Source organism: Blautia sp. CAG:237 (genome assembly GCF_000436615.1).
Classification (GTDB): Bacteria; Bacillota; Clostridia; order Lachnospirales; family Lachnospiraceae; genus Blautia_A; species Blautia_A intestinihominis.
The window spans coordinates 13954-27423 of the sequence record NZ_FR886664.1 but is presented as its reverse complement, the minus strand read 5'-3'; the positions used below and the strand labels follow the sequence as shown (position 1 = coordinate 27423).

Genomic DNA, 13470 nt, shown 5'->3' with positions numbered 1-13470 from the left:
ATTGAGCAAGAAGCCCCCACTTCAAAATCTGAGATTTAAGTGGTGGGAGCATGTCACAACAGTGGTTGAAGAATTATTAGGAGAAAATATTTAAATATAGGAGGAACATCAACATGAATTTTCAATTTGCACACTACAACTACAACGTTATGAATCTGGACAAGTCCATTAAATTTTATGAGGAGGCACTTGGCCTTAAGGAAGTGAGACGTAAAGAAGCCGAGGACGGAAGTTTTATTCTGGTATATCTTGGCGATGGCAAGACCGGATTTGAATTGGAGCTTACCTGGCTGAGAGATTGGGAGAAGGATCATTATGATCTGGGAGACAATGAGATCCATCTTGCATTTACGACAGACGATATGGAAGCCTCCCATAAGAAACACGAAGAGATGGGCTGCATCTGCTTCGAAAACCCGGCAATGGGAATTTACTTTATCAATGATCCAGACGGATACTGGCTGGAGATCGTGCCGGAGAAAATGTAAATAAGTATGGAAAATAGAAAATTATAGTACAGAAGTCGGAGCAATCCGGCTTCTTTTTGTAAAAAAATATAACAGAAATTTTGAATATGAAATTATATAGAATGCACAAAGATTAAAAATATAATCAAAATCCATTGACAAAAATAAACGAGGAATATATGATAGAGCCATCAGTTGAGAACGTTCTCAATTATCAGACAAGAACGCCTTAACTTTTATTTTTAGAAACATTTGAGAACGTTCTCAAATAGCTCGAGGTGAACAATATGGCGGAAGATCGAACTATTACAATTGATGATGTTGCCAGATTAGCAGGTGTTTCCAGAGCAACTGTAGGACGTGTTGTAGGGAATTATGGAAGTGTATCTGAGAAATCGAAAGAGAGAGTTTGGGAAGCTGTTAAACAATTAGATTATCAACCTAATCTTATTGCCAGAGGACTTAGATCACAGTCGACAAAGACTATTGCAGTTGTCATTGGAAGTATCAGAAATACATATTCTACAGCACTTGTATATGCAGTGGAGAAGGAAGCACAGAAGAAGGGATATAATGTTTTAATCTGTACAACGCATGAAGATATAGAAAAAGAAATAAAGCATCTTAAAGATTTGAATAGCAAGAAAGTTGATGGAGTAATTCTTATGTCAGCATACAGAGCTGATGGCAGTATGGATGAAAAATACAGAGAATTTTATATAGGAAAGCTGCCAATCGTTTTTGTAGACCGAAATATACCAGGAATCAATCGAGATGTGATACAGAGTGAAAACTTTGACGCTTCTTATAAAGCGACACAATATCTTTTGAATATGGGACATAAAAAAATCGGCATTATTGCTACATCGAATTTCTCTACAGTTCAGGAACGCATTAAGGGATATAGAGCGGCGCTTACAGACGCAAAAGTAGAATTTGATGAATCATTGATAGCTAGTGTAGATGAACTTTCAGATAAAATGAGTAGAAAAGTTTGTCATGCATTTCTGGAACAACATCCGGATGTTACAGCATTGTATATTTTGAATAACAGTCTTTGTAGTGGAGTTTTGTTGGATCTGAAAGAAAGACAGATAAAAATTCCACAGGATGTTTCACTTTTGGTGTGGGACGATGAGGAATATAACGAACTTTTAGATCTTACAACAATTGAGCAGCCAATTACTGAAATTGGTAAACAGGCTACCAGGCGTTTGTTTGAACTGATTGGTGAGCCGGAAGAGACAGCAGATTATGAGTGCAAGAAACTGAAGCCGGAGCTTATTATTCGTAAATCATGTACAGCGCCTAATCAAAGTAAGTAATTCCGTGAGGATTACATATAAAAATGAACTTATATAAGGAGGAAGAAAAATGGATTTGATCATGGGAATGAACAGTGGTTCATCATTTGATGGAATTGACGTAATTCTGGCCGAAACCGAAATGGCTGAAGACGGTTTTCCGAAAGCACCGCGTTTTATCTGCGGAGGCTCTTATGAATGGCCAAAGGAAGTTGCTGACATTGTTCAGGATGCATTTGTCAACAAAGTAGATATGGTTGGACTGAACCGTCTTAATTATCTGTGCGGAGCAGTGTTTGCAGAAAAAGCAGCACAGTTTCTGAAAGAAAACAATATTGATTCAAGAGATGTAAAAGTTCTTGGTCTGGATACTCAGACTATTTATCAGGAACAACCAAATCATGCAGCTATTGCGAAAATGACAAAAGAAGAAAAAGACAACTGGGTAGGACGCTGGTTATCTGGAAATTATCCATGTGGAACACAGATGGGAGATACATCAGTTATTGCCAATCTGGTAGATATTGATACAGTTACTCATTTCCGTCCGGCGGATCATACTTCCGGTGGTGCAGCGGCTCCTTTAATGCCATACCTGGATTACATTCTTTTCAGAGATAAACCGGGATATACAATGACATTAAACATTGGAGGCATTGCAAACCTTCATGTCGCAAATGCAGATAGACGAAGAATGTTTGGATTTGATACAGGCCCAGGAAATATTATTTCAAATTATATGTGTAAAGTATTATTTGGCCTGGAATATGACAAAGACGGTGCAATTGCAGCATCCGGTAAAGTGGATGACGGTCTGATGGAGCATTTTATGAATCATCCATTCTGGGACAGACCTGTACCGCGTTCTGGATGGTCTCAGGATTACAGTGAAGAATATATTAAAGCAACTATTCAGAAATTCAGTTCCCTGCCAAAAGAGGATCTCCTTGCTACCGCGTGTGCATTTACAGGTGAAGCAGTTGCAAGAAGCATGAAAGAAAATGTACCAGAGGAAATCATTAAGTCTACTGATAAGCTCTATGCAAGTGGTGGTGGTGTTAAGAATCCTCAGATCATGAAAGAAATCCAGAAAAGAGTTCCTGGTAATATTAAAGTGACAACCTCTGCTGAAATCGGCATTCCACCGGAATACAAAGAAGCAATAAAGTTTGCGACCATTGCTTATTCAACGATTCATTGCGTACCAGGCAATATTCCAGCAGCAGGTCATGCATCACAGTATGCGATTCTGGGAAAAATCGCAGTAGCACCGCGCCATATCAAAGGCGGTCCACAACTGTAAATACACGTTTATCATATCACGTAAATCAATAATAATCTATAAAATTATTATAAATTGGGGGAATTACCTATGAAAAAAAGACTTATCAGCATTTTATGTGCAGCAGCTATGGCAACATCTCTTTTTGCAGGAGCAACTGTTGTTTCAGCAGCAGAAAATAAAGAAGCAAAAGATATTACAATTGGAGTATCCTTTGGACAGAATGTTCACCCATTCTTCGTAGCAATGCAGAAAGGTATTGAACAGGCATGCACAGACCTTGGTGTTGAAAACTGTAATATTCTTGCAGCGGACAGTTCTCTGGAGACACAGGTATCACAGATTGAAAACCTTGTTACAAAGGGATGTGATGTCCTTCTTCTGAATCCATATGATTCAGATGGTGTAGTAAATGCAGTACAGGCAGCAACGGACAAAGGAGTAGGAGTTTTTACAATGGATGTTGACTGTGAAGGTTCTACATCATTTGTAGCTTCTGATAACTATAAAGTTGGTGAGATGCTGGCAGATGCTGTAATCGAACAGCTGGATGGAAAAGGAAAAATTGCCATCATTGATGGTATTACCGTAACATCTCTGAAAGACAGAACAGATGGATTCATGGATAAAATTAAGGATACAGATATTGAAGTTGTAGCGGAACAGCAGACTGCACATGCAAGGGATACAGCACTTGCCTCAGCAGAAAATATTCTTCAGGCAAATCCGGATATTGATGCTTTTGTTGGTGTTAATGAGAACTCTGGAATGGCAATCTTAAGTGCAGCGACTTCTGCAGGGCTGAGTGATCTTTATATTACAACTGTAGATGCAACAGCTGAAAATATGGCAGCGATCCGTGATGGAAAAGTAGCCATCGGAGTTTCTCAGGATCCGTATAAAATGGGATATACAGCTGTAGAGCAGGCAATCAAATGGTGCCAGGGAGAAGAAACAGATGAATTTATCGAAGTTCCGGTAGAGTACATGGATAAGGATAATATTCAGGATTTCATTGACCGTGAAAAAGGCTATGGTGTTGAAGTAGAATAGGATATTCTCATGTTAATAAGAAACCACCTGCATAGAGCAGGTGGTTTCTTAAAAAAAGGGGTGAAAATCAAATGATGTCTCAGACAATCGTAAAAATGGAAGGCATATCTAAAGCATTTGCAGGAATTAAAGCTTTAGATAATGTACAGATAGATCTTCGACAGGGTGAAATTCATGCGTTAATGGGTGAAAATGGGGCAGGAAAATCTACATTGATGAAGATTATGACTGGTGTATATAGCAGAGACAGTGGAAAGATGTATCTTCAGAATGCGTTATCAAATCAGTTGGAAGAGGTAGAAATCAAATCCCCTCTTGCAGCACAGAAATTAGGACTCAGCATGGTATTTCAGGAGTTTAACCTTCTTGAAAATATGAACATTGCAGAAAATATTTTCATAGGGAGAGAGCCATTAGGAGCAGGTCAGACAGTAGACAAGAAACAGCTTATTCAAAATGCAGCAGTTGAACTGAAAAAAGTAAATCTGGATATTGATCCAAGTACGGAAGTATCAAAGTTAAGCTGTGGACAGAAACAATGTGTGGAAATTGCGAAGGCATTATCATTTAATGCAAGAGTTGTAGTGTTTGATGAGCCAACAGCAAGTTTATCTGAAAGAGAATCCCAGACGTTATTCAAACTGATTAAGGAATTAAAAGAGAAAGGAGTATGTATTGTTTACATCTCTCATAGGATGGAAGAAGTTTTTGAACTTTCTGATCGAATTACAGTATTTCGAAATGGAAAATATATTGACACAGTCAATACAAAAGATGTTCAGGAAAAAGATATTATTTCCATGATGATCGGCCATGAATTAAATATTGAAAAAAAATCCGGAAGCGAATTTGTAAATAAAAATAAAGTTGTACTTGAAATAAAAAATGTACAGGTATTTCCTGGAGCAAAGCCAGTCAGTTTCAAACTCTATGAAAAAGAAATCCTTGGATTTTTTGGTCTTGTAGGAGCAGGAAGAACAGAACTTGCAAGAATTATCTTTGGTGTTGACCCGATTGGAAGTGGTGAAATTTATGTAGAAGGTGGAAAAGTCAAAATTTCCAGCCCGAAAGATGCGATCCAGGCAGGAATAGGTCTGGTTCCAGAGGATAGAAAAGGACTTGGATTGATCCTTGGAATGAGTATTAAAGATAATATGTTGATTTCTAAGATTGGACAGTTCAAAAGTTCTCTTTTGAATAAAAAAACATTGAAAAACATTACAGGAACTTTTATTTCAGATTTAGGAATCAGTCTTCGTAATGAAGAACAGGAAGTAAAAGAACTGAGTGGTGGAAATCAGCAGAAGGTAGTTATTGCAAAATGGCTCGCAATGGAACCTAATATTTTAATCATGGATGAGCCTACTCGAGGAATTGATATTGGAGCCAAAAGTGAAATTTATGCTTTGATGCGTAAAATGACAGAGCAGGGAATGAGTATTATTATGATTTCTTCAGAAATGGCTGAAGTAATGCAGGTAAGCGACCGTATTCTTGTTATGCATGAAGGAAGTATTTCAGGAGAATTGACGGCTGAAGAGGTAACAAGAAACAATATTATGCAGGCCGCATTTGGAGGTGTAAGAGAATGAAGGAAAAGAAAATAAATATCAATGGATTAAGAGAACTTCTTTTAGTAGGTGTTGTACTTTTACTTTGTGTAGTATGGACAGTTATGAATCCACAGTTCCTTTCTGTCAATAATATTACCAATATTTTAAGACAGGCGTCTTATACTGCTATTGCAGCAGTTGGAATGACAATGATCATTATCATTGGAGAAATTGATCTGTCAGCAGGATCACTTGTTTGCGCCGCCGGTCTGGTAGGAGCGGTTGTATGCAAAAATACAAATAATGTACTGCTTGCAGTACTTGCTGCGATTCTTGTTGGTGCATTAGTTGGTCTTTGTAATGGTATTCTTTGTGCGGTAGGATGTCTGCCAGGTTTTATTGCTACTCTGGCAAGTATGACAATCCTTAGAGGTCTGGCATATATTATCACAGGTGGAAATTCAATTGTATGGTCAAATGACAACTTTACTAAGATTGGAACTGGCTATATAGGACCGGTACCGATTCCGGTTATTATCATGATCATTGCAATTATATTTGGTGTCATGCTGACAACAAAATTCCGCTTTGGACGTTATATTTATGCCGTTGGTGGAAATATGGAAACGAGTCGTTGGTCAGGTATTCCGGTTGTAAAAGTAAAAATTCTTGTATATGTGATCATGGGTGTACTTACTGCAATTGCAGGACTGATTGTTACAACAAGACTTGGATCAGGACAGCCATCAGCAGGTCTGAACTTTGAGATGGACTGTATCACAGCATCTGTTGTTGGAGGTACCAGCATGTCAGGTGGACGTGGTAAAGTAATGGGTACGGTAGTTGGTGTACTTCTTCTTACTGTTCTGACAAACGGTATGACACTGGTTGGTATGAATACATACTGGCAGCAGGTATTAAAAGGAATTATCATTGTAGTATCTGTTCTGGCTGATACAAGAGGAAAAGCAAAATAATCAAAATATGTGAATAGATAAATCTCACATCAGCACACATGCCACATACGCAAGCGTATTCGGACCATAATAGTATTTCAGGTTATTCTTCTGACATACTTCCGATACCAACATACCACATGCTTCCATCGAAGAGATTCTTTTTCGCGGGAAGCGGCAGGGTGCATCCGGGTAGGTGCAGGTTTTGCAGAGCATGCAGCATCCGGTTCCGAGTGGCAGGAAAGAAAAATGAGAGGCGTGGAGTTTTTCGAGGAACGCAAGGAAATGTTCCTGGTGAAGATTCTGCGCCTTCATCATGCCATCCCAGTCAAATTCATCTTCTAATTTTGTAACAGTCTGTACAAGAATTCCCTCTTTATAACAATAAATACTTCCACGAAGCTGATCCAGAGTTCCACACCCAGGAGGACAGCTCCAGCGTTTGGCATACTGCTGGCATCCCTGGGCACACATGTCCCGGACGTCCTGTTTTAATTCGATGGTTGCAGTATCCAGCGGTGCTGCATGCGTAAATCCTGATTCTAAAGCCAGGTTTTTAAGTTCTTCGTAATTCATTTCTATTCTTCTCCAAACATTAAATGATCAATATAACAGTCCTGAAATTCCGGACAGGATGCCAGTTCCAGAAATTCTGTCTTGGCAGCAAGAAACTGGCTGTAAGCAAATTCACGGCGATTTAAGGCACAGAGCTTTGCACCTTCTCCGGCGGCGTTCCCAATCGTTTCAATGCGATCAAGAAGTACAGGAGGTATCATACCGATCCGGCATGCAGAGACCGGGTTCATGTAATTTCCAAAAGCTCCGGCAAGATATACTTTACGGATATCTCCTACAGATACCTGCATCCGCCTTGCAAGAAGTTCAATACCGGAGCGGATGGCAGATTTGGCAAATTGAACTTCGGAGATATCTTTCTGGGTCAGAGTGACTGCAGAAGTACTGATTCGATATTCCGGAGCCTGCATCAGACCAGCTTCACTTAAGAATCCAGTGTCCAGAAGAGCGGCGGTCAGATCCAGCAGTCCTGATCCGCACAATCCCCTGACCTCAGCATTTCCGATGGTATGATAACAGACTTCTCCATTTTTTACAGAAACATGATCGATGGCTCCGGGAATTCCCCGCATGCCGCAAGAGATTCTGGCTCCTTCAAAAGCAGGCCCGGCAGCAGTGGAACAGGCAATCTGACGATGGCGGTCCCCCAGGACCATTTCCCCATTTGTACCAATGTCGATCATAAGAGTCAGTTCATCAAGCTGGTCAAAATGAACAGAAGTCATACATGCAACGGTATCGGCACCGACAAAACCGGCTATATTTGGAAGGATGCGGATACGCCCCTCTGGATGAATGGGAAGCAGCGGAGCGGCAGGAATCTCCATGGCATTGGAAACCTTTGGCATATAAGGCGGCACGGTCAGCGGCGAAGGATCGATGCCAAGGAAAAGATGATGCATGGCAGTATTACCGACAACACAGGTGAGAGTGATCTCCGAAAGCGGGATACCGGCTTTTGCGGCTGCTTTTGCGGCAAGGCTGGCAAGAACATGTGTAATGCAGTACTGAAGCTCTGAAGAGTGATTTTTCAGAACATATTCGATCCGGGATATTACATCCGCACCGTAAGCAGTCTGAGGGTTCAATATACTTTCTTTGGCAAGTTCCTCACCGGAGATACCGTCCAGAAGATAACAGACAACAGTCGTGCTTCCGATATCGTATGCAAGGATATATCTGTCACGGCCGTCCGGCTGTACAGAAACAGAAGTGCCATGTTTCAGGATCTGCATGTCAGATTTCTCAGGAATGCGGACTGTGATATTGTCCCGTATCACAGTCTGGCATGCCAGAGTTTCCCTGTCATTTATATAAACGATACATTTACCACATTTTCCATTTCCGCCGCAGGGAGCATCCGGGGCGAGTGAATTCTGCTGGAGAACGTGGAGCAGGTTTTCGCCTTCATCTGCATTTAAAATCCGATCATATGGTAAAACAGTAATTTGATAAGTATTCATTTTTCTGTGCCTTTCTATCCGCGTTGCCGAAAATCTTTTTTTCAATATAGCATTGTAAACACGGAAATACAATATTTTACTGCGAACGGTAATGGAATCACAGTAAGATAGTATACATCAATCAAAAGATAGTAGAAGTTATAACCCTTTGGATATTATAAAATAAAAGTGCGGGACAGATCATATAAGCGGACATGATCTGTCAAATGAGAAGGTGTTTGACAATGGCACATCAGGAGGGAACAAAATAATGATCATAATAGGAGAGAAACTGAACGGATCTATTCCGTCAGTTGCCAAGGCAATCTCTGAGAAGGATGCGGATCTGATCAGAGAAAGAGCCAGAATGCAGGCAGAAGCGGGTGCTACATTTCTGGACGTATGTGCGTCTGTAGAAGAGGACGTAGAAGTAGAAACACTGAAATGGATGATCGATCTTGTACAGGAAGTAACAGATACACCGATCTGTGTGGACAGCCCGAGTGCAAAATCCTGCGTAGCAGCGATCCCATTCTGCAAGAGACCAGGTCTTATCAACTCTGTATCTCTTGAAGGTGATAAAATCGATACCATTTTCCCGGTAATTGCGGACACAGACTGGGAATGCGTAGCACTTCTGTGCGATAATGATGGTATTCCGGATTCCGTAGAGCGACGTATGAAAATTTTCTTCGGAATTATGGAAAAAGCAAAACAGTACGGCATTGCACCAAGCCGTTTACATATTGACCCACTGGTTGTAACTTTAGGAACAGATCAGACTGCATTAACTGTATTTGCAGACTGCTGCAGAAGAATTAAATCTGAATATCCGGACATCCACATCACAAGTGGACTTTCCAATATTTCTTTCGGACTTCCGGTGAGAAAAAATATCAACCAGGCATTTATGGTACTGGCTATGAATGCTGGTATGGACAGTGCGATCGTTGACCCGACCAACAAGAACATGATCGGTATGATCTATGCAACAAATGCATTGTTAGAGCGTGATGAATACTGCTTGCAGTATATTGATAAATTTGGAAACAAAGCCGCTGAAGAAGTACAGCCTGCACCGGCTTCTCCACTTGATGAGAAGATGCAGAAAGTATTCAAATTAACTCAGGATGGTAAGAACAAAGAAATCGGACAGGCCGTTCAGGAAGCACTTGATGCAGGCTGTGACCCGACTGCTATCTTAAATGACGCAATGATCGGAGCTATGGCTGTCGTAGGTGATAACTTCAAGAAAGAGATCATCTTCGTTCCACAGATGCTTGCAGCAGCACGTGCTATGAAAGCCGGCGTGGATGTTCTGAAACCATATCTTGCAACAGGTGAAGCAGGAAGCGCAGGAACCATTATCCTTGGTACTGTAGCAGGTGACCTTCATGATATCGGTAAAAATCTTGTCGGTATGATGTTTGAGAGTGCCGGATTCGAAGTTATCGACCTTGGTGTTGATGTACCGATCCAGACATTCATTGATGAAGTAAATTCACACAAAGAAGCAAGTATTGTAGCTCTTTCTGCTCTTCTTACAACAACAATGCCATCACTTCGTGACACTGTTGCAGCACTTCTGAAACAGCCGTTCCGTAACCGTGTCAAGATCATGGTTGGAGGTGCTCCGATCAGCCAGGAATTCGCTGATGAGATCGGTGCAGATGCTTATACAGAAGATGCAGCTTCCGCAGCAGAGCAGGCTAAGAAATATGCAGAATCCGGATTCTGTGCAAAAGCAGAAGCCGGTGAATTTGATGATCTTCCGGTAGAAGGTGCAGAACCGGTACAGGAAGAAGTTAAAGAAGAAGCTCCGAAGGCAGAAGAAAAAGTTTCTGAGACACCTAAATTCGAAAAAGGTGCCGTAGATTTAAGCAAGATCCAGCTTCCGAAACCGGGAGAAGGCTACAAGCTTAACTGGGAAGCAACCAAAGAAAAATTTGCTAATTACTGGCAGCACAAAAACACCGGAAGACCGCTGATGTGTGTTATCGCCAGAAGACCGGAAGTGGAGCAGTACTCAGACGGAACACCTGTTGAGGGTGGTTATCTGGATCAGATCTGCCAGGGTAAATATTACAACATGCCGGAAGAACTGAAATGGAAAGACATGGAAGACAAATACCAGAATGCACAGAGGATCGTAGACCGTTATCGTTACTTCTGCGATACACATGCATTCCTTGGAGAGAGTTTCCCGAACCTGAACATCGACTTTGGTCCAGGATCCGTAGCATCTTACCTCGGATCTGAGATCGGATTCAAAGAAGATACTGTATGGTTCAACAAATGTCTGGACAGCTGGGAAGGTGTACCGAAACTTACTTTTGACCCGGAAAACAAATGGTTCAAAAAACACATCCAGCTTGCAAAAGACTGTAAGGAACTGGCAGGAGACGATTTTGTTGTAGATATGCCTGACCTTATGGAAAACATCGACGTACTTGCTTCCCTCCGCGGTGCACAGGATATCCTGTTTGACCTGCTGGATGAGCCGGATATGATCGGTGAGAGAATCCAGGAAGTAACCGATGTTTACTATGAATACTATGACCGTTTCTATGATATCATCAAAGACGAAAACGGCGGAAACGCTTACACTGTATTCCAGATCTGGGGACCTGGAAGAACTGTAAAATTACAGTGCGATTTCTCTGCAATGATGTCACCGGAAGACTTCAGAAAATACATTCAGCCATCCTTACGTGAGCAGAGTGAGAAAGTAGACCATGTCCTGTATCATCTTGATGGACCGGCTGCGATCAAACACATGGATGCACTGATGGAAATCGATGGAATTGACGCTCTGCAGTGGACAAGTGGAGATGCAGGCCCGGACGGAACACTTCCGGACTGGGATGTGATCTACGACAAAGCAATTGCAGCAGGAAAATCCATCTGGGTAAAAGTTTACTCAGGAGAATTCGAAGACTGGATCAAGAACGTAGACCGTATCGTTAAGAAATATGGTTCTCACAGCTTATTCCTTCTGTTCCCGGAAATGTCTCTGGAACAGGCTGCATACCTTCTTGACTATGCAGACAAAAACTGGAGCGATGTAAAAGGAACTTATGTAGAATCTCTCGGAAGATAAACCCTTATATTAATATAGTTGAATCCCAAATTTAAATAAACGGGAGCCGCCAGGTAATGTCACGACCTGACGGCTCTTTTTTTGCTGCATGCAACCTGTTAAAACATACGAAAACGATATGCTTATAAAGGCGTAATTTATATAATTTACACAAAAAATCATAAGAAAGTATAGATTGTGCGGAAGAAAAAAGAGGAATATTCTCATTTAGAAAGTATAATTAGAGACATATTAAGGGATGCAACTATATAAGGTGAACAAATGAAAGAGAGGTTTTTTTAATCATGAAACAGAAAGCAATGGATGTAAAACTCGTAGTAAGACCACTGATCGGATGTCTGACACATACACACTTCTGGGAAGGCCCATGTCGTGCAGGTCACAAAGAAGACATGACTGTTGAGGCAGAAACAAAGGCAGCAGATGAGACATTTAAAGAATCTGTAGAAGCTCTGAAAGGTGTGATTGATGAAGTTCAGTTCACAGAGCCGATGGATGTTCGTTATGATGAATCTTTCGTAGTAAAGAAAGATCTGTTTGAAAAAATCGGCGAAAATCTTGATGAGATTGATTGCTTCCTGTGCATGGGATGGAGAATTCCAAAACTGGAACGCTACAACAAACCGGTAATCATCTGGCAGAACGGAAACGAAGGAATCGACTTTGCAGCTTACTGCCGTTCTATCGGAGTAGAAGCTTATGTAGCAATGGATCTTCAGGATGTAAACGAGATCGCACATATCCTCTGGGTAAGAAAAGCCGTTCGCAACACAAGAGCACTTGTACTTACAGCAGGATCTTTGCCAACATTCGGTATCCAGAGCCTGATCCGTGATCCGGAAGTTCTCCGTCAGCGTTATGGATTTGAAGTAGTAAAACTTCCATTCACATCTATCTTCAAATATATGGATGAGATCACAGACGAAGAAGCAAAACCGATCGCCGACAAGATCATTGCAGGTTCTACAGATACACAGGTAAATACAGACTGGTTCCTCAACGACGTGAAATATTATCTGGCAGCTAAGAAAATGATGGATATCTATGACTGCAACGCATTCTCAACTGCATGTCATGAGCTCTGCACAACAGAGATCCCGCAGAACCGTAAATTTACACCATGTATGTGTCATTCCATCATGAAAGATGAAGGAATCCCGAGCGGATGTGAGGAAGACCTGAACGCACTTATGGCTATGCTGATCATGCAGTACGCTGCAAACCGTCCGGCATTCATGGGTAACCCGAACCATGAGACAGACGAACTGCTTCGTATCCACCATGCAGTACCGGCACTTTGCATGAATGGTTATGGAACAAAACCACTGGAATACAAACTGTGGGCATTCACTGGTCAGGGATTTGGTGGAAAACTGCAGGTTGACTTCACAGAGAACGATGATGACTATGTAACACTTGGCCGTTTCAACCCGGCAGGCGATACCATCTGCATCAAGAAAGGTAAAGTTATCCGTTCCGAATATGCAGATACATACTGCAGCCCGTACTACTACATCCAGATGGATGACGCAAGAGAATATATGCACAACCTGGCAGGCTTTGGTCATCATCAGGTACTTATCTTTGGTGATTACACAAAACTTATCAAAAAGATTGCAAAGGTTATGAACTTTAACGTACTGGAAGGATGATTCCGAATGGTTTATCTGAATAACGCGGCTACATCATGGCCGAAACCTTCCTGCGTGAATGAAGCTGTACAGGCGTGTCTTATGG

Annotated in this window: 10 protein-coding genes; 8 read left to right on the top strand and 2 right to left on the bottom strand. The window is 41.4% G+C overall.

Annotation, left to right across the window (positions count from 1 at the left end; all coding sequences use genetic code 11):
• Positions 1 to 113: 113 nt before the first annotated feature.
• The 6 genes from QZL69_RS01155 to QZL69_RS01130 all read left to right on the top strand — a co-directional run bounded on the left by QZL69_RS01155 (position 114) and on the right by QZL69_RS01130 (position 6636).
• Entirely contained in the window at positions 114 to 488 is a 375-nt protein-coding gene (locus QZL69_RS01155; RefSeq protein WP_022213397.1) for a VOC family protein, read from the top strand.
• 266 nt (positions 489 to 754) lie between these two features.
• Complete coding sequence (locus QZL69_RS01150; RefSeq protein WP_022213396.1) at positions 755 to 1792, top strand: LacI family DNA-binding transcriptional regulator; 1038 nt, start codon at positions 755 to 757, stop codon at positions 1790 to 1792.
• Between the two features lie 49 nt (positions 1793 to 1841).
• A complete protein-coding gene (locus QZL69_RS01145) occupies positions 1842 to 3074 on the top strand; it encodes an anhydro-N-acetylmuramic acid kinase (RefSeq protein ID WP_022213395.1) in 1233 nt (410 codons plus the stop codon).
• Positions 3075 to 3143: 69 nt separating this feature from the next.
• Complete coding sequence (locus tag QZL69_RS01140) at positions 3144 to 4106, top strand: sugar ABC transporter substrate-binding protein (RefSeq protein ID WP_022213394.1); 963 nt, start codon at positions 3144 to 3146, stop codon at positions 4104 to 4106.
• A gap of 71 nt (positions 4107 to 4177) precedes the next feature.
• Positions 4178 to 5698: a sugar ABC transporter ATP-binding protein gene (locus QZL69_RS01135; RefSeq protein ID WP_022213393.1), complete on the top strand. Its 1521-nt coding sequence runs from the start codon at positions 4178 to 4180 to the stop codon at positions 5696 to 5698.
• Positions 5695 to 6636 (top strand): ABC transporter permease, encoded by a 942-nt coding sequence (locus tag QZL69_RS01130; protein WP_022213392.1) that lies wholly within the window; start codon positions 5695 to 5697, stop codon positions 6634 to 6636. Before QZL69_RS01135 ends, QZL69_RS01130 begins: the two co-directional genes overlap by 4 nt.
• A gap of 24 nt (positions 6637 to 6660) precedes the next feature.
• Here QZL69_RS01130 and QZL69_RS01125 read toward each other — a convergent pair whose 3' ends face one another.
• On the bottom strand, positions 6661 to 7191 hold the full coding sequence (locus QZL69_RS01125; protein WP_022213391.1) for a DUF2284 domain-containing protein: 531 nt from the start codon (positions 7189 to 7191) through the stop codon (positions 6661 to 6663).
• Positions 7192 to 7193: 2 nt separating this feature from the next.
• A complete protein-coding gene (locus tag QZL69_RS01120) occupies positions 7194 to 8654 on the bottom strand; it encodes an ASKHA domain-containing protein (RefSeq protein ID WP_022213390.1) in 1461 nt (486 codons plus the stop codon).
• 250 nt (positions 8655 to 8904) lie between these two features.
• On the opposite strand from QZL69_RS01120, the gene QZL69_RS01110 reads away from it, so the two are divergent.
• Both QZL69_RS01110 and QZL69_RS01105 read left to right on the top strand, forming a co-directional pair.
• The gene (locus tag QZL69_RS01110; protein WP_022213389.1) at positions 8905 to 11733 is read left to right on the top strand and encodes a cobalamin-dependent protein; all 2829 of its coding nucleotides are present in this window, start codon (positions 8905 to 8907) and stop codon (positions 11731 to 11733) included.
• A gap of 284 nt (positions 11734 to 12017) precedes the next feature.
• On the top strand, positions 12018 to 13385 hold the full coding sequence (locus QZL69_RS01105; RefSeq protein WP_022213388.1) for a hypothetical protein: 1368 nt from the start codon (positions 12018 to 12020) through the stop codon (positions 13383 to 13385).
• The last annotated feature ends 85 nt before the right edge of the window (positions 13386 to 13470 follow it).

Coding starts and splice junctions, on each gene's coding strand:
- QZL69_RS01130 (WP_022213392.1), top strand. CDS start 5,695: ATGAAGGAAAAGAAAATAAATATCAATGGATTAAGAGAACTTCTTTTA.
- QZL69_RS01135 (WP_022213393.1), top strand. CDS start 4,178: ATGATGTCTCAGACAATCGTAAAAATGGAAGGCATATCTAAAGCATTT.
- QZL69_RS01125 (WP_022213391.1), bottom strand. CDS start 7,191: ATGAATTACGAAGAACTTAAAAACCTGGCTTTAGAATCAGGATTTACG.
- QZL69_RS01105 (WP_022213388.1), top strand. CDS start 12,018: ATGAAACAGAAAGCAATGGATGTAAAACTCGTAGTAAGACCACTGATC.
- QZL69_RS01150 (WP_022213396.1), top strand. CDS start 755: ATGGCGGAAGATCGAACTATTACAATTGATGATGTTGCCAGATTAGCA.
- QZL69_RS01140 (WP_022213394.1), top strand. CDS start 3,144: ATGAAAAAAAGACTTATCAGCATTTTATGTGCAGCAGCTATGGCAACA.
- QZL69_RS01120 (WP_022213390.1), bottom strand. CDS start 8,654: ATGAATACTTATCAAATTACTGTTTTACCATATGATCGGATTTTAAAT.
- QZL69_RS01155 (WP_022213397.1), top strand. CDS start 114: ATGAATTTTCAATTTGCACACTACAACTACAACGTTATGAATCTGGAC.
- QZL69_RS01145 (WP_022213395.1), top strand. CDS start 1,842: ATGGATTTGATCATGGGAATGAACAGTGGTTCATCATTTGATGGAATT.
- QZL69_RS01110 (WP_022213389.1), top strand. CDS start 8,905: ATGATCATAATAGGAGAGAAACTGAACGGATCTATTCCGTCAGTTGCC.